Origin of the sequence: Paracoccus alcaliphilus, assembly GCF_028553725.1 — a bacterium.
GTDB lineage: Bacteria > Pseudomonadota > Alphaproteobacteria > Rhodobacterales > Rhodobacteraceae > Paracoccus > Paracoccus alcaliphilus.
On sequence record NZ_CP067124.1, the window covers coordinates 1765044 to 1783292 of the forward strand.

The 18249-nt window shown below is 66.6% G+C and carries 18 protein-coding genes and 1 tRNA gene; 9 read left to right on the forward strand and 10 right to left on the reverse strand.

Features of this window, described 5'->3' with window-relative positions; all coding sequences use genetic code 11:
• Positions 1 to 64 precede the first annotated feature (64 nt).
• Both glpX and JHW40_RS09005 read right to left on the reverse strand, forming a co-directional pair.
• The gene (gene glpX, locus JHW40_RS09000) at positions 65 to 1030 is read right to left on the reverse strand and encodes a class II fructose-bisphosphatase (RefSeq protein WP_090615348.1); all 966 of its coding nucleotides are present in this window, start codon (positions 1028 to 1030) and stop codon (positions 65 to 67) included.
• 83 nt (positions 1031 to 1113) lie between these two features.
• Positions 1114 to 1365 carry a BolA family protein gene (locus JHW40_RS09005; RefSeq protein WP_090615345.1) on the reverse strand — a complete coding sequence of 84 codons (252 nt, stop codon included), beginning with the start codon at positions 1363 to 1365 and terminating at the stop codon, positions 1114 to 1116.
• A gap of 78 nt (positions 1366 to 1443) precedes the next feature.
• On the opposite strand from JHW40_RS09005, the gene JHW40_RS09010 reads away from it, so the two are divergent.
• Positions 1444 to 2070 carry a J domain-containing protein gene (locus JHW40_RS09010; protein WP_090615340.1) on the forward strand — a complete coding sequence of 209 codons (627 nt, stop codon included), beginning with the start codon at positions 1444 to 1446 and terminating at the stop codon, positions 2068 to 2070.
• Between the two features lie 210 nt (positions 2071 to 2280).
• On the opposite strand, the gene lnt is transcribed toward JHW40_RS09010, so the two are convergent.
• On the reverse strand, positions 2281 to 3828 hold the full coding sequence (gene lnt, locus JHW40_RS09015; protein ID WP_244519301.1) for an apolipoprotein N-acyltransferase: 1548 nt from the start codon (positions 3826 to 3828) through the stop codon (positions 2281 to 2283).
• Positions 3829 to 3839: 11 nt separating this feature from the next.
• Positions 3840 to 5972: a DEAD/DEAH box helicase gene (locus JHW40_RS09020; RefSeq protein WP_090615336.1), complete on the reverse strand. Its 2133-nt coding sequence runs from the start codon at positions 5970 to 5972 to the stop codon at positions 3840 to 3842.
• A gap of 286 nt (positions 5973 to 6258) precedes the next feature.
• On the opposite strand from JHW40_RS09020, the gene argS reads away from it, so the two are divergent.
• The 7 genes from argS (at position 6259) to JHW40_RS09055 (ending at position 13286) form a co-directional block, all read left to right on the forward strand.
• Positions 6259 to 8001, forward strand: coding sequence for an arginine--tRNA ligase (argS, locus tag JHW40_RS09025; protein ID WP_090615444.1), 1743 nt, complete (start codon positions 6259 to 6261; stop codon positions 7999 to 8001).
• A 73-nt stretch (positions 8002 to 8074) separates the two neighbouring features.
• The gene (locus JHW40_RS09030; RefSeq protein WP_090615333.1) at positions 8075 to 9250 is read left to right on the forward strand and encodes an SPOR domain-containing protein; all 1176 of its coding nucleotides are present in this window, start codon (positions 8075 to 8077) and stop codon (positions 9248 to 9250) included.
• Between the two features lie 15 nt (positions 9251 to 9265).
• Positions 9266 to 10255 (forward strand): glycoside hydrolase family 3 N-terminal domain-containing protein, encoded by a 990-nt coding sequence (locus tag JHW40_RS09035; protein ID WP_090615329.1) that lies wholly within the window; start codon positions 9266 to 9268, stop codon positions 10253 to 10255.
• A gap of 171 nt (positions 10256 to 10426) precedes the next feature.
• Positions 10427 to 11239, forward strand: coding sequence for a segregation and condensation protein A (locus JHW40_RS09040; protein ID WP_090615441.1), 813 nt, complete (start codon positions 10427 to 10429; stop codon positions 11237 to 11239).
• Positions 11232 to 11930 carry an SMC-Scp complex subunit ScpB gene (scpB, locus tag JHW40_RS09045; protein ID WP_419182465.1) on the forward strand — a complete coding sequence of 233 codons (699 nt, stop codon included), beginning with the start codon at positions 11232 to 11234 and terminating at the stop codon, positions 11928 to 11930. Before JHW40_RS09040 ends, scpB begins: the two co-directional genes overlap by 8 nt.
• A 9-nt stretch (positions 11931 to 11939) precedes the next feature.
• Entirely contained in the window at positions 11940 to 12143 is a 204-nt protein-coding gene (locus JHW40_RS09050; RefSeq protein WP_090615326.1) for a hypothetical protein, read from the forward strand.
• A gap of 42 nt (positions 12144 to 12185) precedes the next feature.
• Positions 12186 to 13286, forward strand: a complete 1101-nt coding sequence (locus JHW40_RS09055) for a THUMP domain-containing class I SAM-dependent RNA methyltransferase (RefSeq protein ID WP_090615323.1) — start codon at positions 12186 to 12188, stop codon at positions 13284 to 13286.
• An 80-nt stretch (positions 13287 to 13366) separates the two neighbouring features.
• On the opposite strand, the gene JHW40_RS09060 is transcribed toward JHW40_RS09055, so the two are convergent.
• From JHW40_RS09060 to ihfA, 4 genes are all read right to left on the reverse strand, one after another.
• Positions 13367 to 14434 carry a 2'-deoxycytidine 5'-triphosphate deaminase gene (locus JHW40_RS09060; RefSeq protein ID WP_090615319.1) on the reverse strand — a complete coding sequence of 356 codons (1068 nt, stop codon included), beginning with the start codon at positions 14432 to 14434 and terminating at the stop codon, positions 13367 to 13369.
• 62 nt (positions 14435 to 14496) lie between these two features.
• Positions 14497 to 14574: transfer RNA gene (locus tag JHW40_RS09065), tRNA-Pro, on the reverse strand.
• 79 nt (positions 14575 to 14653) lie between these two features.
• Complete coding sequence (locus JHW40_RS09070; protein ID WP_090615315.1) at positions 14654 to 15322, reverse strand: MerR family transcriptional regulator; 669 nt, start codon at positions 15320 to 15322, stop codon at positions 14654 to 14656.
• Positions 15323 to 15337: 15 nt separating this feature from the next.
• Positions 15338 to 15640 (reverse strand): integration host factor subunit alpha, encoded by a 303-nt coding sequence (ihfA, locus tag JHW40_RS09075; protein WP_090615310.1) that lies wholly within the window; start codon positions 15638 to 15640, stop codon positions 15338 to 15340.
• Positions 15641 to 15832: 192 nt separating this feature from the next.
• Here ihfA and JHW40_RS09080 point away from each other — a divergent pair, with 192 nt between their 5' ends.
• Positions 15833 to 16111 carry a DksA/TraR family C4-type zinc finger protein gene (locus JHW40_RS09080; RefSeq protein ID WP_090615307.1) on the forward strand — a complete coding sequence of 93 codons (279 nt, stop codon included), beginning with the start codon at positions 15833 to 15835 and terminating at the stop codon, positions 16109 to 16111.
• A gap of 58 nt (positions 16112 to 16169) precedes the next feature.
• On the opposite strand, the gene JHW40_RS09085 is transcribed toward JHW40_RS09080, so the two are convergent.
• The gene (locus JHW40_RS09085; RefSeq protein WP_090615302.1) at positions 16170 to 17138 is read right to left on the reverse strand and encodes a beta-ketoacyl-ACP synthase III; all 969 of its coding nucleotides are present in this window, start codon (positions 17136 to 17138) and stop codon (positions 16170 to 16172) included.
• On the reverse strand, positions 17135 to 18244 hold the full coding sequence (gene plsX / locus JHW40_RS09090) for a phosphate acyltransferase PlsX (RefSeq protein WP_090615298.1): 1110 nt from the start codon (positions 18242 to 18244) through the stop codon (positions 17135 to 17137). The genes JHW40_RS09085 and plsX overlap by 4 nt, the downstream gene beginning before the upstream one ends.
• Positions 18245 to 18249: the final 5 nt, after the last annotated feature.

The window sequence follows — 18249 nt, forward strand, 5'->3', positions numbered from 1 at the left end:
CGGGGGGAAGCCCTGACAACCCCATCGAGGGGCCGTCAGGGCTGGGCATCCGCCCGCGCCGCGCTTAGCGGATCGGGTTGCGATAGATCATCCGCCGGACCGAGCCGGTCTTCGAGCGCATCAGGATGGTCTCGGTCTGCAGGTAATGCGGTTCGCGCTTGACCCCCGCCACGATCGAGCCGTTGGTGACGCCGGTCGCGGCAAAGATCACATCGGCGGTCACCAGTTCATCGCGCGAATAGACGCGGTCGAGATCGGTGATCCCGGCCTTGGCGGCGCGGCCACGTTCGTCATCGTTGCGAAACAGCAGCTTGCCCCACATCTGCCCGCCCATGCATTTCAGCGCCGATGCCGCCAGCACCCCTTCGGGCGCGCCGCCGGAACCCATATACATGTCGATGCCGGTCAGCGCGGCCTCGGCGCAATGGATCACGCCCGCCACGTCGCCATCGGTGATCAGCCGGATCGCGGCGCCGGTGGCGCGGACCTCGGCGATCAGATCCTCGTGCCGGGGGCGTTCGAGGATGCAGACGGTGATGTCGCTGTCCCTGATACCACGCGCGCGGGCCAACGCCCGGACCCGTTCCGAGGGCGACATGTCGAGGCTGACCACGTCCTTCTCGTAGCCCGGCCCGATGGCCAGCTTTTCCATATAGACATCGGGGGCATGCAGCAACGTGCCGCGCGGGGCCATGGCGATGACGGTCAGCGCGTTCGGCATGTCCTTGGCGGTCAGCGTCGTGCCTTCCAGCGGGTCCAGCGCGATATCGACCTCGGGGCCATCGCCGGTGCCGACCTCTTCGCCGATGAACAGCATCGGCGCCTCGTCGCGCTCACCCTCGCCGATGACGACGACGCCCTTGATGTCCAGCATGTTCAGCTGATCGCGCATGGCGTTCACGGCGGCCTGATCGGCGGCCTTTTCGTCGCCGCGGCCGATCAACTGGGCCGAGGCATGTGCGGCGGCCTCGCTGACGCGGGCCAGCCCCAGCGAGAGCATGCGGTCATTGAAATCCCGGGGCTTGGTCATTTAGGCAGTCCTTCCTGTCCCATCATCTGCCGCGGCTTCTACGCGCCGGGCCGGGGCGCGACAAGCCTGACGGCGCTAACGGCTCAGCTTTCGGCCAGTTCCAGCGCCAGGGCGTGAATGCGGGGCACGATGTCGCCAAGGGTCCGGTGAACCAGCCGGTGGCGCTGCACCCGACCCAGCCCGGCAAAGGCGGGACTGACCATGCGGATACGGAAATGGCTTTCGCCGCCCTCGCGGAAACCGGCATGGCCACGATGGCTTTCGCTTTCGTCGATCACCTCCAGTCGGGTGGGGGTCAGGCTGGCCAGCCTCACGCGCATTTCATCCGCAATCATGCTTCATCTCCGTCAAGACCTTCCATGTTTCGTGAAATAGCCTATGCTCCCGGTCCCGAGTCGCAAAGGTGCCCCGATATGAGCAGTAACGACCCGTTCGATTTCGATCTTTCGGCCGCAAAAGACAAGAAGCGCCGCGCCAAGGGTCGGCGTGGCATGTCTGGCGCGTTCGAAACCTCGACCCGGCGCTGTGACAAGCAGGGCTGCGATGAGCCGGGCCAGTATCGCGCGCCGAAAAGTCCGCGCAACCTCGAGGATTACTTCTGGTTCTGCAAGGACCATGTGCGCGAATACAATCTGAACTGGAACTATTTCCAGGGCCAGTCCGAGGAGGAGTTCCAGGAATTCCTGTCCAATGCGACGGTCTGGGAACGGCCCACCAAACCCTTCGGCCGCGCGACCGAGGAACAGAAATGGGCGCGCCATGGCGTCAGCGATCCGCTGGAAATCCTCGGGGCGAACGGCACCTCGCCCGAGGCGCGGGCCAAGATCGGGCGCAAGCTGCCGCCCACCGAACGGCGCGCGCTGGAGATCCTCGAGGCCCGGGACACTTGGAGCCGCGCTGAAATCCGCAAGCAATACAAGTCGCTGGTCAAGGATCTGCATCCCGACATGAATGGCGGCGACCGCTCGGACGAGGATCGGCTGGCCGAAGTCGTCTGGGCATGGGATCAGGTCAAGGAAAGCCGTTTCTTTCGCGATTGAACGCAGAAAAGGGGGCTCGCCGCCCCCCGATTGGCCTGCGGCCAAGCCCCGGCGCATGGCGCCGCGCCTTCGTCGCTGAAAAAGGTCCGCCGGACCTTTTTCGGACGCTCCTCACCCCCCCCGCAGGTATTTTGAAGGAGTGCGAGGGGCAGGTTCACGCGCCCCTTCGCCCCCTCGCACTCCTTGGAAAATACCTCGGGGGACGCCGCGTCAGCGGCGGGGGGCAGCGCCCCCATAGCGCCGGATAAGCCCGTGCACCGCGATCACGATCAGGATGAACAGGCAGGGCAGAATGATGGGCAGGGGACCTCGCTCGGTCCAGACGGTCGGGGGCAGCATGCCGGGCAGGGCGGCGTCGATCTTGCCCGCGGCGCCTAGCTCGAGATGATCGCGCAGACGACCGTAAGGATCGATCACCGCGCTGGTTCCGGTATTTGCCGCGCGGATCAGCGGCAGGCCGGTCTCGATGGCACGCAGTCGTGCTTGCGCCAGATGCTGGTGCGGGCCTGAGAAGCGGCCGAACCACGCGTCATTCGTGACCTGCAGCAGCCATTCGGGGCGGTCCTCGAGGGTGCGCAGATGCTGGGGAAAGATCGCTTCATAGCAGATCAGCGGCTGGAAAGCGGGAAGCCCCGGCAGGCTCATCAGTTGCGGACCCGGCCCGGCAGAGTAGCCATTACCGTTCTGTGCCGCGAAGGCGCCGATGCCGATTCGCGCCAGCGTGTCGCCCCAGGGGATATATTCGCCGAAGGGAACAAGGTGGAATTTGTCATAGATGGCGATGCTGTCGCCCTGATCATCCAGCGCGGCCAGACTGTTGAAATAGCGTTCGCCCTCGCGCCGCTGGATGCCCAGCAACAGGGGCGCGCCGGCGGCCTCGGCCATATAGGGGGTGATCTCGGCTGCGTCGTTCAGCAGGAAGTTCACCGCCGTTTCCGGCCAGATGACCAGATCGCGGCGACCGGGCTGGGCGGACAGGTCGATCAGGCGCTGAAAGAACACCTGCGACCATTCCGGGTCCCATTTTAGGTGCTGTTCGGCGTTGGGCTGCACGATGCGGACGATCAGGTCGCGATCCGGGGGCAGGGGTTGGTCAAGGCGGGCAAGGCCGGCCGTCCAGATCGCGGCTCCGGCAAGGCATGCGATTATGGTGCCGGGCACAATGCCCCAGCGCGATCCGTTGCGTGTCAGCAGGCTGGGCAGCGCCGCCAGCGTCAGGGTCAGCGCGCTGAGTCCGATGGCGCCGATCCAGGCGGCGGATTGCGCGATGGGGGTGTCGATCCAGACATGGCCGATCAGCGCCCAGGGAAAGCCGGTAAAGATCCAGCCGCGCAGCCAGTCCGACAGGATCAGCGCGGCGGCGATGGCCAGGATGCGGCGGCGAGGGCCGGGTGCCAGCCGGGATCCCAGCCAGACCGGGATCGCCCAGAACAACGCCCCGCCCACAGCCATCAAGATCAGGGCGAAGGGGGCCATCCAGCCATAGATCTCGGGTTCGACCAGAAACGGTTCGACGATCCAGACAAGGCCCAGCCCGAACCAGCCGATCCCCGCCGCCAGACCGCGCTGGAAGGCCAGCGCCGGGCTGCACCGCGACAGGCGGGCCAGCAGGACCGCCAGCGCGATCAGCGTGACGGTCCAGATCTCGAACGGGGCAAGGCCAAGCGCCGCCGCCGCCCCCAGCATCAGATCCGGAAGCAAACGCCCCAGCCGCAGCCGCGAGCGGCGGTGCTGAGGCGGGTTGTCAAGGTCGCGCATGGGCGCGGGCCTCACGCCTCGGAGTCGGCGGTGCTGTCGGTCGGGGTTGTGACCGGGCTTTCGGTCGTGCTGTCCTCGGCCGTGTCGGTTTTCTTGCGCCGCGTGCGTCTGGGCTTGGGCGCCGGGGCGTCCTCGGCGGCGGTCGCCTCTGGTTCGGCCTTCTTGCGGCGGGTGCGCGTGGACTTGGGGGCTGGGGCTTCCTCTGCTGCGACCTCTGCGGCGGCGGCTTCGGCCTCGGGCGCAGTTTCCACCTTTTTGGCGCGGCTGCGGCGCGGTTTGGGCGCCGGGGCCTCTGCCGGGGTTTCGGCCTCGGCGGTGGGTGCTGCATCGGCAGGCGCCGGTTCGACCTTCTTGCGGCGCGAACGCGTCGGCTTGGGTGCGACTTCCGCTGCCGGTTCCGGTTGAGCGGGGGCTTCGGTGACCTGGACAGGTGCTTCAGGGGCAGCAGCTTCGGCGACGGGCGCTTCGGTTACAGATACTTCCGCAGCAGCAGCTTCCGCAGCAGGTGCCTCTTCGGTGCCGGATGCGGGTTCGGTTGCGGGTTGCGCTTCGGGTGCGGACTGGGTGGTTTCCTTGCGGCGGCGAGAGCGGCGGGGCGTTTTGGTGGGCGCTTCTGCCGGGGCCTCGGCCACGGGGGTGTCGTCGGTCACATCTGCCTGATCCGAAGTTTCGGCGCTGGCAAGGGCAGGGCGCAGCTCGACCAGCATGAAGCCCGGAACGTGATCGCCCATGCCGATGATGGCGGGACCGCGCGAATCGTCGCGGCCACGGCCCCGACGTTGATCGTGGCGGGTGTCACGGCTGCTGCGGCTGTCATCGCGACGGCTTTCCTCGCGCCGGGCCGCGGGTTGCGGCTGGGGTGCGGGGGCCTCGGCGGGTTGCGGTTCAGGCGCGCGGTCGTCATCGCGGCGGCGGCGACCATTGCCACTGCGGCTACCGCCTTTGCGGTCGTCGCGCGGACGCGAGGCCGCGCCGGTGGATTCGGTTGGGGTAAAGCCTTCGGGCGCGGGGCTGCGGGGCAATGCCTGCTTGACCAGATTCTCGATCGCCGACAGCAGCTTTTCATCAGCGGGCGTCCCGATCGAGATCGCGGTGCCCTTGCGGCCAGCGCGACCGGTGCGGCCGATGCGGTGGACATAATCCTCGGCATGGCTGGGCAGGTCGAAGTTGAACACATGGCTGACGGCGGGAATGTCCAGCCCGCGCGCGGCCACGTCCGAGGCGATCAGCAGTTTCAGCTTGCCATCGCGGAAGCCGTCCAGCGTGCGGGTGCGGTGGCTCTGGTCCAGATCACCGTGGATCGGGGCCGCGTCATAGCCGTGCGATTTCAGCGACTTGGCAAGGATATCCACATCGGTCTTGCGGTTGCAGAAGATGATGGCGTTGGTCAGCGCCTCGCCCTCGCCGTCGATGATGGCGCGCAGCAATTCGCGCTTCTGCTTCGAGGTCTGATCCTTGCGGGTGGGGGTCAGCTCGACCAGCTTCTGGGTGATCGTCTCGCTGGTGGTGGCCTGACGCGCGACCTCGATCCGTTCGGGGGCGTGCAGGAAGGTGTTGGTGATCCGCTCGATCTCGGGGGCCATGGTGGCGCTGAAGAACAGCGTCTGACGGGTGAAGGGCGTCAGCTGGAAGATGCGTTCGATATCGGGGATGAAACCCATGTCCAGCATCCGGTCGGCCTCGTCCACGACCATGATCTGCACGCCGGTCAGCAGCAGCTTGCCACGTTCGAAATGATCCAGCAGCCGGCCCGGGGTCGCGATCAGCACATCGACGCCACGGTCGATCAGCTTGTCCTGTTCCGAAAACGACACGCCGCCAATCAGCAGCGCCTTGGTCAGGCGGGTATGCTTGGCATAGATGTCGAAATTCTCGGCCACCTGCGCGGCCAGTTCCCGCGTCGGGCACAGCACGAGGCTGCGCGGCATACGCGCGCGCGCGCGGCCACGGCCCAGCAGGGTGATCATCGGCAGGGTAAAGCTGGCGGTCTTGCCGGTGCCGGTCTGGGCGATTCCCAGCACGTCGCGGCCTTCCAGCGCCGGGGGGATCGCGCCCGCCTGAATCGGGGTCGGGGTTTCATAACCCGCCTCGGCGATGGCGGTCAGGACCTTCGGGTCCAGCTTGAGGTCGGAGAATTTCGTCATTAAGGGCTTTCCATTGTGCCGCGTATAGTCGCCACGCGTTGCGTTCCATAGCCGCGCGCCGGTACTGGCGCTGTCGTCTGGGACGCAATTTCCGCACGCCCCTCCGTGGTCCCGCCGGATGCGAGACTCGCACCGCCTAGACCAATCGCGGCGCAACGTCAATATTTTGCCCGAAATCAACTGCCGGAACGCGGCGTTCTGGCGACAGGTGCTGCTGAAGGGGCTTTCTGTTGACCTTTCCCATATGCAGGCGTTAACCCGTCGCAATCAAGCAGGAAGCCTTATGATGAATCTTTTCACCGATCTTCGCGGCCGCGTCCTTGATGCGCTGGACCAGATGACGCAGGCGGGCGAGTTGCCCGCGGGGCTGGATTTCGCCAATGTCACGGTCGAGCCGCCGCGCGATCCGGCGCATGGCGACATGGCGACCAATGCCGCGATGGTGCTGGCCAAGCCTGCCGGGATGAAACCGCGCGACATCGCCGAGAAGCTGGCCGCGCGGCTGACCGACGACCGGATCACCTCGGCCGAGGTGGCGGGGCCGGGCTTTCTGAACCTGCGGCTGGGTGCCTCGGTCTGGCACGAGGTGATCGGGCGGGCCATCGGCGCGGGGGCGGATTATGGCCGCTCGACCATGGGTGCGGGGCAGAAGGTGAATGTGGAATTCGTCAGCGCCAACCCCACCGGCCCGATGCATGTCGGCCATGTGCGCGGCGCGGTCTTTGGCGATGCGCTGGCCAACCTGCTGGCCTTTTCCGGCCACGAGGTCACGCGCGAATACTATATCAACGACGGCGGCGCGCAGGTCGATGTGCTGGCGCGTTCCGCCTATGAGCGTTACCGCGAGGCCAACGGGCTGGAACCCGCGATCCGCGAGGGGCTGTATCCCGGCGATTACCTGATCCCGGTCGGCGAGGCGCTGAAGGAGAAATACGGCGACAGCCTGCTGGACCGCCCCGAAGAGGACTGGCTGGCCGATCTGCGCGATTTCGCGACCGAGGCGATGATGGGGATGATCCGTCAGGATCTGGCCGCGCTTGGCGTGCGCATGGACGTCTATTCCAGCGAAAAGGCGCTTTATGGCACCGGCCGGATCGAGGCCGCGATTGCCCGGCTGGAAAGCATGGGGCTGATCTATCGCGGTGTGCTGGAGCCGCCCAAGGGCAAGCTGCCCGAGGACTGGGAAGAGCGTGAGCAACTGCTGTTCCGCTCGACCGCGCATGGCGACGACGTGGACCGGCCGATCCAGAAATCGGACGGAAGCTGGACCTATTTCGCGCCCGATATCGCCTATCACTGGGACAAGATCGAGCGCGGTTTCGATCAGCTGATCGACGTGTTCGGGGCCGATCACGGCGGCTATGTCAAGCGGATGCAGGCGGCGGTCAAGGCGCTGTCGAACGGGCGCGTGCCGCTGGACATCAAGCTGATCCAGCTGGTCAAGCTGTTCAGGAATGGCGAGCCCTTCAAGATGTCGAAACGCGCGGGCACCTTTGTTACGCTGCGCGACGTGGTGGAACAGGCGGGGGCGGATGTGACCCGCTTCGTCATGCTGACCCGCAAGAACGATGCGGCGCTGGATTTCGACTTTGCCCGCGTGCTCGAGCAATCCAAGGACAACCCGGTCTGGTATGTCCAATATGCCAGCGCCCGGATCCATTCGGTGCTGCGCCGCGCGACCGAGGCGGGAATCGACGTGTCCGATTCGTCGCTGCTGTCGGCGGATCTGTCCCGCATCAGCCACCCGGTCGAGCTGGATCTGGCCCGCAAGGTGGCCGAATGGCCACGGCTGGTCGAACATGCCGCCCGCGCGCACGAGCCTCATCGCGTCGCATTCTTCCTCTATGAGATCGCTTCCGACCTGCATTCGCTGTGGAATCGCGGCAATGACGACACGTCGCTGCGCTTCGTCCAGGATGGCGATTCCGACACGACCCGCGCAAAAATTGCATTGGTGCGGGCTGTTGGCGTTGTCATTTCAAGTGGTTTCGGTATCTTGGGGGTCACGCCGGCAGAAGAAATGCGCTGATCAGAAGGTGCCTCTGCCGGGGTGAGAAGAGCAGTGAACAGTTAAGCCGGAACAACCGGCAGGCAGGCAGGCTATGGCAGTGATGGACTTCCGCGAAGGCGGGTACGTTTTCTCGCGTCACAAGGTGCGTCGCGAGTTCGCTTACGATTCCGGCGAATGGGAAGAGGCCGAACCCGGCTATCAGGGCGACCCGCGCTATGCGGCGGACCCGGCGGCGGGCGATGGCATTGCCACCCGGATCGCACGGCTGACGCATTATCTGGGCGCGCTGGCGTCTGTCGGGCTGATGGTCGGGCTGCTGGCCTGGGGTTGGCAGCTGGTGTCGCGCGACGTGTCCGGCGTGCCGGTGATCCGCGCCATCGAGGGCGAGGCCCGTTCCGCCCCCGACAATCCCGGCGGCGAACTGGCCAATTACAGCGGCCTGACGGTGAACGAGGTCGCGGCAGGCGCTGCGTCCGCACCCGTGCAGGAACTGGCGCTGGCCCCCTCGGCATCCGAACTGACCGGCGACGATGTCGCGATGGGCGCCCTCGGGGTAGAGGCGCGCGAACCCTCGAACCGCTCGGACGTGCCGCTAACCTTCGACGGAGAGCCGATCACACCGCTGTCCGACCGCGAGGCACTGGCCATGGCCGAGGCCGCCGCTGCCGCCGCCGCGCAACTGGCCGCCGCCGATGACGCGGTCTCGCAGGCGACGATCAGCGATGCTCCGGCGCTGGAAGGCCCGGTGACTAACGTCCTGACCGATGAGAACGGCGCCCCCGCCGATGACGCCATCGCCGCCGCTCTGGCCGAGGCACAGTCCGTCGCCAATCCGGCGTCGCTGCGGGCTTCCAGCCGCCCGGCGCCGCGTCCGCGCGAAACCCGCGTCGCATCGGCCCCCGCCACGACCCGGACCGACGCCGCGCCGCAGGCCGCCGCCCCGGTTCCGGCACCCGCCGCCCGCCCGGCCGAGGCACCTGCTGCCGATCAGCCGGTGCAGCAGGTCCAGCCCAGCTCGGGCGCACAACTGGTCCAGATCGGCGCCTTCGACAGCAATTCCATCGCCCAAAGCGAATGGAGCCGCCTGTCCAACAAGCATGGCAGCCTGTTCTCGGGACGCGGTCAGGTGATCCAGCAGCACCAGTCCAATGGCCGCACCTTCTGGCGCCTGCGGGCCGCGGGTTTCGAAAGCCGCGCCCAGGCGCAGGAATTCTGCGCCGCGCTCAAGGCCGGGGGTACCGACTGCATCCCGATTGCCGCCCAGTAACGCGCGGCAGAAAACGTGACCCACGGGGCGACGATTCTCGGCGGCATCGCCGGAACCAGACTGACCCGGTCCGAGCGGGACTTCTTCCGCTCGGCCGATCCCTGGGGCTTCATCCTCTTTGGCCGCAATGTCGAATCGCCCGAACAACTGCGCCGCCTGACTGCCGATCTGCGCGGATCGGTCGGGCGCGACGCGGTCATCACCATCGATCAGGAAGGCGGGCGGGTGCAGCGGCTGCGCGGACCCCACTGGACCGACTGGCCGGCGCCGCTGGATCAGACCCCGGCGGGCCCACGCGCCATGTGGCTGCGCTATGCATTGATCGGGGCCGAATTGCGCGACGTGGGCATCGATTCCAATTGTGCACCGACGCTGGACGTGGCGCAGCCCGACACCCATCCCTTCCTGCGCAATCGCTGCCTCGGCACCGACCCCGAAACCGTCGCCATCCTTGGCCGCGCCGCCGCCGATGGCCTGCTGGCCGCCGGGGTCCTGCCGGTGATGAAACACATGCCCGGCCACGGACGCGCCATCGCCGACAGCCATCACCACCTGCCCACGGTCGCGGCCTCCGCCGCCGATCTCGATACGCTCGATTTCGCACCGTTCCGGGCGCTGAACGACCTGCCGATGGGCATGACCGCCCATATCCGCTTCACCGCGCTGGACGACGCTCCCGCGACCGCATCCCCCCGCATGATCGGACTGATCCGCCAGCAGATCGGCTTTGACGGGCTGCTGATGACCGACGACATCACCATGAATGCGCTTGGCGGCTCCGAGCCCGAACGCGCCGCCGCCTCGATCGCCGCGGGCTGCGATCTGGTCCTGCATTGCAACGGCACCATCGCCTCGATGGAACCCGTTGCCGCCGCCGCAGGCACGATGACCCCCGATGCCCAACGCCGCGCTGCCGTCGCCCTCGACCAGCGCCGTGCCGCAGCCGATCTGGACCGCCCGGCGTTGATGGCCGAATGGCAGCGCCTGATGACGCCCCTCTCCTGACCCGACCCATCTTTGGTGCGCAAATATCCTCGGGGGAGTCCCGCAGGGACGGGGGCGGAAGCCCCCATGCCCGATCGCAACGCTTGACTCGCCGCCCGCTTGCCCGGACTCTGACCACCTGCCAGCAACCCCGGAGGCCCCGTGGCCCGTCCCCCGTCCGATATCCCCTATCTGCGCGCCGTTCCCGATCCCGCGCCCAATCCCGACTTCGATGCCGAGGCGGTGGCGCAGCGCCGCGCGGATGAGGCGCTGATCGTCGATGTGGATGGCTATGAGGGGCCGCTGGACCTGCTTCTGACACTGGCGCGGACCCAGAAGGTCGATCTGATGAAGATCTCGGTCCTGCATCTGGCGGAACAATATCTGGTCTTCGTCGAACAGGCGCGCGCCCTGCGCATCGAACTGGCCGCCGATTATCTGGTCATGGCCGCCTGGCTGGCCTTTCTCAAATCGCGCCTGCTGCTGCCTCCCGACCCCGAGGCCGAAGGCCCCAGCGCCGAGGACATGGCCGCCCATCTGGCCTTTCAGCTGGAACGGCTGGCGGCGATGCGGCAGGCGGCGGAACGGCTGATGGGCCGCGACCGGCTGGGCATCAGCCGGTTTCAGCGCGGCGCGCCGCAGACCATCGCACGCCGCCGCCGCACCGAATGGCAGGCGGGGCTGATCGACCTGATGCGGGCCTATGCAAGGCTGCGCACGCGCGACGAATTCCGCCCCTATGCCTTCGACCGGCAGGATGTCTTTACCATGGAGCAGGCGCTGGACCGGATGCGCAAGCTGATCGGCTTTACCGGCGACTGGACCGATCTGGCCGATTTCCTGCCCGATGGCTGGGAAGAGGACGGGCCGCGCCGCCGCTCGGCCACCGCCGCGACCTTCGCCGCCTCGCTTGAACTTGCGCGGCAGGGCCGGATCGAGATACGCCAGACCGACACATTCGCCCCGATCTCCTATCGACGCAAACCTTCATCGGACAATGACTGACGTGACCGAATTGACCGATCTGACGCCGCAAGACCCGATACGGGCGGAAACCCCGGATTTCCCGCCTCCGCCCCTGCACGAGCAAGAGCGGATGGTCGAGGCGATCCTGTTCGCCGCCGCCCAGCCGGTCAGCCTGCGCGAACTGACCGCGCGCCTGCCCGTCGGCTGCGACGCGGGCGAGGCTTTGGCGGCGCTGCGCCGCCGCTATGACGGGCGCGGCGTGGTGCTGGAACGGATCGGCGATGGTTATGCCATGCGCACCGCGCCCGATCTGTCCTTCCTGATGCAGACCGAGACCGTCGAGCAGCGCCGCCTGTCGCGCGCGGCGGTGGAGACGCTGGCGATCATCGCCTATCACCAGCCCGTTACCCGCGCCGAGATCGAGGAAATCCGCGGCGTCGCCGTCAGCCGCGGCACGCTGGATCAACTGATCGAGATGGAATGGGTCCGCATGGGCCGTCGCCGCATGACGCCGGGCCGGCCCGCGACCTTCGTGGTCACCGAGACGTTTCTGGACCATTTCGGGCTGGAATCGGCGCGCGACCTGCCGGGCCTGTCGGAACTGCGCGCGGCGGGCCTGCTGGACTCGCGCCCTCCCGGCGAAGGTTTGCAGATCCCCCTTGCGCCGGGCCGGGACGATGACGATATCGAATCGGGTGATCCGGCCGAGGATCTGTTCGAGGATGAATAGGGGGCCGCAATGAACCTGAACCAGCTTGTGAACATGATTGCCCGGATGCTGACCCGACGCGCGGTCAACTGGAGCATCAAGAAGGGCACCAGACAGGCCACGCGCGGCAAGGGCCAGCAGACCGCCGCCAACCGCCAGCAGGCCAAGGTGACACGCGAGGCCACCAAGCGCGCCCGACAGGCCGCGCGGCTGGCCCGGCGGATCGGACGCTAGACGCCTCTGGCCGCCGTCTTCCGCCCGCGCTAGTGAAGCGCGATGGATAACCAATTCGAGATTTTCCTTGTCGCCACGCCGGGGCTGGAGGCGCCACTGGCCGCCGAGGTGGCAGAGCTTGGCTGGCAACCCGTGACCCAGCCCGGCGGCGTCACCATTCATGGCGGCTGGCCGGATGTCTGGCGCGCCAATCTGATGCTGCGCGGGGCCACGCGGGTTCTGGCGCGCGTGGGCAGTTTCCGGGCCATGCATCTGGCACAACTGGACAAGCGGGCGCGGAAATTCCCGTGGAATCAGGTGCTGCGCCCCGATCTGCCGGTCCGGGTCGAGGCCACTTGCCGCGCCAGCCGCATCTATCATGCAGGCGCGGCCACGCAACGGATCGAACGCGCGATTGCCGAGGAATTGGGCGCACCCATCGTCGCCGATGCCGCGATCGTGGTGAAACTGCGGATCGAGGATGATCTGGCGACGATCAGCCTCGATACCACCGGCGAATCGCTGCACAAGCGCGGGCACAAGGAGGCCGTCGCCAAGGCGCCCATGCGCGAGACGATGGCGGCGATGTTCCTGCGGGAGATGGGCTTTGACGGCAGCCAGGTGGTGCTGGACCCGATGTGCGGCTCGGGCACATTCGTGATCGAGGCCGCCGAGATCGCCTCCGGGCTGGCTGCGGGCCGCTCGCGGGGCTTTGCCTTCGAGCAACTGGCGAGTTTCGATGCAGGCGCATGGGCCGCGATGCGGGCAGGGGTGACGGCCCGTCCGCCGACGCAGTGCTTTTTCGGCAGCGACCGGGATGCAGGCGCGATCCGGATGAGCCTTGCCAATGCCGCGCGTGCAGGGGTAGGCGATGTCATCCGCTTCACCTGCCATTCCGTCAGCGACCTTCAGCGCCCCGACTGCGCGCCGGGGATCATCATCGTGAATCCGCCCTATGGCGCCCGAATCGGCAACAAGGGTCCGCTTTTCGGCCTCTATGCCGCGATGGGAGAGGTGTTTCGCAACCGCTTTGGCGGCTGGCGCGTGGGGATCATCACCAGCGAGGGCGGGCTGGCCAAGGCGACCGGGTTGTCGCTGGTGCCGGGACCGATCGTCGCACATGGCGGGCTGAAGGTCCGTCTGTGGCAGACCGCTGTGCTGTGACGCCAAAAAAGGGGGCGCTTCGTCCCCCGTCCCTTCGGGACTCCCCCCGAGGATATTTGCGCACCAAAGATGAGGCGGGTTCAGGCGAATTGCTTGGCCAGTTTCAGCCCCTGACCCTGATAGTTCGAAGCGATGCCCGCGCCATACAGGCTCCGGGGGCGGGCCGCCATGCGTTCATAGACCAGACGGCCGACGACCTGGCCGTGTTCCAGAACGAAGGGGGCCTCGTGGCAGCGGACCTCGAGCACGCCGCGCGCGCCCGCGCCCGCTTGTCCGATGCCGAATCCGGGGTCGAAGAAACCCGCATAATGGACGCGGAACTCGCCGACCATCGCCAGATAGGGGGCCATTTCGGCGGCGTAATCGGCTGGGATCGCCACCGATTCGCGGCTGACGAGGATATAGAAGGCGCCTGGGTCGAGGATCAGGCGGCCCTCGGTCGTGTGCAATTCGTCCCAGAATTCCTGTGCGGCATATTGGCCGATCCGGTCCAGATCGATCACCCCGCTGTGCGGGCGGGCGCGATAGCCGACCAAGTCGCTGCTGTCAGGGCGCAGATCGACGGAAAAGCCCAGCCCGTGGTCGATCAGCGCCGGGCCTCCGACCAGCGGTTCGCGCGCATTCAGGTCGCGCAGCTCGGCATCCGACAGCACCGCCTGCCCGCGCCGCAATCGCAACTGGTTCAGGCGCATCCCGGGTCGCACCAGAACCGAGAAACTGCGCGGGCAGATTTCGGCGTAAAGCGGGCCATCATAGTTTTCCGGCAACCGATCGAATTCGGTGCCGCCATCGGCGACCAGTCGGGTCAGTAGATCCAGCCGCCCGGTCGAGGATTTGGCATTGGCCACCGCGCTCAGCCCGGCAGGCAGGCGGACCCGCTCCATCAGCGGCACCAGATAGACGCAGCCGCGTTCCAGCACCGCGCCGCCCGACAGGTCCATCTGATGCATTTGCAGATCGGCCAGCCGGTCCGTGACACGCCGCCCGCGCCCGGCCAGAAAACTGGCCCGCAGCCGATAGGCCGTCGCGCCCAGCCGCAGGTCCAGACTGGCGGGCTGGATCTGTTCGGGAATGATCGCGGGATCGGCAGAGATCGCGCCGCTTTCGATCAGACCGCGGATCTCACTGTCAGGCAGAACGCCGTTCATGCCGCAACCCCCTTTGACAAAAAGGAAACGCCCACCCCGCAAGGGGATGGGCGTTTTCGGAATGGTCGGGCCGGCGAGATTCGAACTCGCGGCCTTCCGCCCCCCAGACGGACGCGCTAACCAGGCTGCGCCACGGCCCGACGCGCATCGTATAGAGCGATCTGCGGGGGCTGCACAAGGGCCAGCTTGCGGAAATCTGCGTGAAAATCCACGCGAGGCCTAATCAAGTGCAAGGATCGCATCGCGCAGCCGTGTTGCAGCTGCATGCAGGCCTGGATGATGCGCCTGTCCGTTGCGTGTGCGCAGCGCGGCGGAGAGGCCGATCATCCGGGCCAGCCAGACGGGTTGGGCATCTGCGCGGCGTTCGAGATCTGGAAACAGCGGCAAGGCCGCGTCGTCATGGGGGTGACGGCGGCGGCGGTGACGCGATCGGGGTGGATGGCTGGGCATGTCCGAAGCCTCTTCGGCAGGGGCGGGGTCCGTATCCTCGATGGGCACGAAGTCAGTATCTGCCAGCGCCCCGTCACCAGCTTCGACAGAGGTCGCAGCCCAGACCTCGACTGGCTGTTCGGTTCCAACATCTGCAGGCGCGGTGACGCCCAGGATCTGGTCCAGACGGGCGGCGCCGCGCTCTCGTACGGCCTCGCCCCGGTCGCGCGCCATCAGTTTCTTGGCGCCCCGAATTGTCAGCCCTTCTTCGCGCAGGATCTCGCACAGACCGGCGACAAGGCGCACGTCCTCTGGCCGGTAATAACGCCGCCCATCGGGCCGCTTCATCGGCTTCAGCTGCGAAAACTGGGTTTCCCAATAGCGCAGGACATGCGGAGCAACCCCGACCAGCTTGGCGACCTCGCCAATCGAACGGAATGCCTCTGCGCCTTTCTTCATGCCATTTTCAGCGCCCTATCGCTTGTTGCCGGCCGCCACGCGGTCCTTCATCAGATGCGAGGGGCGGAACGACAGCACCCGGCGCGGGGTGATCGGCACTTCCTCGCCGGTCTTGGGGTTGCGGCCCATCCTCTCGTTCTTGTCGCGCACGCTGAACGTGCCGAAGGACGAGATCTTGACCTGCTCGCCGCGCACAAGGGCGCTTGAGATATGTTCCAGCACGGATTCGACCAGCTGCGCCGATTCGTGACGGGACAGGCCCACATCTCGAAAAACGGCCTCAGCCAAATCCATCCGGGTCAGCGTCTTGTCGCCCATGGTTTTTCCTCTTTCTTACCAGCAGGATGGTGGTATTTCCCAATGCTGTCAACGAGTCGGCAAGCGAAATCGTTCCTTGCCTTCCGGCAGTGCGCGGAACATCGCGGATAGACCCATTACCCAGAGACCGCGCCACGGGCTTTGAAACCGGCCATGGGATGCCTATCTTCGGGGCAATGAAAGGAGATCGCCATGGCCGGAGGTTGGGCCCGCGACGACGCGGTGAATGATCAGATCGAAGTCAGCACGCAAGAGGCCGTCGCCCGCGCCCGCCTGAAGGCTGCCCGTCAGGCGGCGGTGGGCGAATCGGCTCATGTCTGCGCGGAATGCGACGAGCCGATTCCCGAGCCACGGCGGCAGGCTATCCCCGGCGTGCAGTTCTGCGTGTCCTGCCAAAGCGGGCGTGACCGCAACCAGCGCAGCATTGGCGGCATGAACCGGCGCGCCAGCAAGGATTCACTTCTGAAGTGATCGCCCCATCTTTGGTGCGGGAAATATCCCGGGCTGGGGGCAGAGCCCCCGGCGCGACCTACCAGCGCAGCACCACGGATCCCCAGCTGAGTCCACCGCCGATGGCTTCGGTGACGATGACATCGCCCTGTTGAAAACGCCCTTCGGCGGCGGCGACCGACAGCGCCAGCGGGATCGAGGCGGCAGAGGTGTTGCCGTGATCGGCGACGGTCAGCACGACCTTTTCCATCGGCAGGCCCATCTTCTGTGCCGTGGCCGAGATGATGCGCATATTCGCCTGATGCGGCACCAGCCAATCGACCTGATCCTGCGCCAGCCCGGCCTTGTCCAGCGCGGCATGGGCAGTCTTTGCCAGTTTCTCGACCGCGTGGCGGAAGACCAGATTGCCCTGCATCCGCAGATGACCCGCCGTGCCGGTCGAGGACACGCCGCCATCGACATAGAGCAATTCGCGATAACGCCCGTCGCTGTTCAGATCGCAGGCCAGAATGCCGCGATCGGTCTGACCGGCATCGGCCGCTTCGAGGATGACCGCCCCGGCGCCGTCGCCGAACAGCACGCAGGTGCCCCGGTCGGTCCAGTCCATGATCCGCGAGAATGTTTCCGCACCGATCACCAGCACCCGCTCGGCCAGCCCGCCGCGGATCATCGCATCGGCATTGGCCAGCGCAAAGACGAAACCGGCGCAGACGGCCTGCACGTCATAGGCAAAGCCGCGACTGGTCCCCAGACCGGCCTGCACCATCGTCGCGACGGCGGGAAAGGTGAAATCGGGGGTCGAGGTCGCCACCACGATCCCATCCAGATCCTCGGGCGTCAGCCCGGCATTTTCCAGCGCGGCCCGTGCGGCGCGGATCGCCAGATCGCTGGTGGTCTGGCCTTCGGCGGCGAAATGGCGCCGCTCGATCCCGGTGCGGGTGCGGATCCATTCGTCCGTGGTGTCCAGCTTGTCCTCGAACCAGCTGTTTTCGACGATGCGTTCGGGCAGGTAATGGCCGACCCCGCAGATGAGCGCGCGGCGCGTCACGTTGCGGCCTCGCGCGATTCGCCCTGATCGACGCTGGCGGCGCCCTGGGCCACGCGGGCGGCAAGGCGGTTCTGGAAATCGGATTTGGCCAGCGTGAAGGCCAGCTTGATCGCCGCCGAGACGCCGGTGGCATCGGCCGATCCGTGGGATTTGATGACGGTGCCGTTCAGACCCAGAAAGATGCCGCCATTCACGCGGCGCGGATCGATCCGCTTCTGCAGGCGCTTCAGCGAGGTCATGGCAAGAAGGGCGGCGAATTTGGACATGATGGAATTGGCGAAAGCGTCCTTGAGGAAAGCGCCGACCAGCTTGGCCGTGCCTTCGCCGGTCTTCAAGGCGATATTGCCGGTAAATCCATCCGTTACGATCACATCGGCTCTCGAAGAGGGGAGATCGCCGCCTTCGACGAAGCCCACATATTCGAACTGACCCGATTCGGCCGCCGCAGCGATCAGGTCATTGGCCTGTTTCAGCTCTGCCCGGCCCTTGTGTTCCTCGGTTCCGACATTCAGCAGACCGATGCGGGGGCGGCTGAGCTCCAGCCCGTTGCGCGCATAGGACGTGCCCATCAGCGCATATTGCAGCAGGTCATGCGCATCGGCGCGGATATCGGCACCGACATCCAGCATGATGTTGAAACCCTGCGGATTGACCGAAGGCCACAGACAGGCGATCGCCGGACGGTTCACCCCCGGCAGTTTGCGCAGCCGCAGCATCGACATCGCCATCAGCGCGCCGGTATTGCCGCAGGACACCGCCGCCTGGGCATCACCCGTGCGCACTGATTCGATGGCGGACCACATCGAGGTGTCGCTGCCCTTGCGCACGATCTGGCTGGGCTTGTCCTCCATCGTCACCACGCCTTCGGCATGGTGGATGTCGCAACGACCGGCCAGCGCCTTGCGCCGCGCGATGAGGCGGCTCAGTTCGTCCCGATTGCCATGGACGATGAAGCGGATCTCGGGGTTCTTGGCGGCGCTTTGCGCCATGCCGGCCACCACCGCCGACGGGCCGCGATCGCCGCCCATCGCATCAACCGAAATCACCACGCTGCCGCCTGATTCAGAGGCGCGCGGTGTCGGACTGGTCGCAGATTCCGCTGTCATCTGAA

Bases quoted from the DNA above. Each gene is read 5' to 3' on its own strand.
- scpB (WP_419182465.1), top strand. From the start codon at position 11,232: ATGACTGACGTGACCGAATTGACCGATCTGACGCCGCAAGACCCGATA.
- JHW40_RS09005 (WP_090615345.1), bottom strand. From the start codon at position 1,365: ATGATTGCGGATGAAATGCGCGTGAGGCTGGCCAGCCTGACCCCCACC.
- glpX (WP_090615348.1), bottom strand. From the start codon at position 1,030: ATGACCAAGCCCCGGGATTTCAATGACCGCATGCTCTCGCTGGGGCTG.
- ihfA (WP_090615310.1), bottom strand. From the start codon at position 15,640: ATGGGCGACAAGACGCTGACCCGGATGGATTTGGCTGAGGCCGTTTTT.
- lnt (WP_244519301.1), bottom strand. From the start codon at position 3,828: ATGCGCGACCTTGACAACCCGCCTCAGCACCGCCGCTCGCGGCTGCGG.
- plsX (WP_090615298.1), bottom strand. From the start codon at position 18,244: ATGACAGCGGAATCTGCGACCAGTCCGACACCGCGCGCCTCTGAATCA.
- JHW40_RS09060 (WP_090615319.1), bottom strand. From the start codon at position 14,434: ATGAACGGCGTTCTGCCTGACAGTGAGATCCGCGGTCTGATCGAAAGC.
- JHW40_RS09050 (WP_090615326.1), top strand. From the start codon at position 11,940: ATGAACCTGAACCAGCTTGTGAACATGATTGCCCGGATGCTGACCCGA.
- JHW40_RS09070 (WP_090615315.1), bottom strand. From the start codon at position 15,322: ATGAAGAAAGGCGCAGAGGCATTCCGTTCGATTGGCGAGGTCGCCAAG.
- argS (WP_090615444.1), top strand. From the start codon at position 6,259: ATGAATCTTTTCACCGATCTTCGCGGCCGCGTCCTTGATGCGCTGGAC.
- JHW40_RS09055 (WP_090615323.1), top strand. From the start codon at position 12,186: ATGGATAACCAATTCGAGATTTTCCTTGTCGCCACGCCGGGGCTGGAG.
- JHW40_RS09010 (WP_090615340.1), top strand. From the start codon at position 1,444: ATGAGCAGTAACGACCCGTTCGATTTCGATCTTTCGGCCGCAAAAGAC.
- JHW40_RS09030 (WP_090615333.1), top strand. From the start codon at position 8,075: ATGGCAGTGATGGACTTCCGCGAAGGCGGGTACGTTTTCTCGCGTCAC.
- JHW40_RS09080 (WP_090615307.1), top strand. From the start codon at position 15,833: ATGGCCGGAGGTTGGGCCCGCGACGACGCGGTGAATGATCAGATCGAA.
- JHW40_RS09020 (WP_090615336.1), bottom strand. From the start codon at position 5,972: ATGACGAAATTCTCCGACCTCAAGCTGGACCCGAAGGTCCTGACCGCC.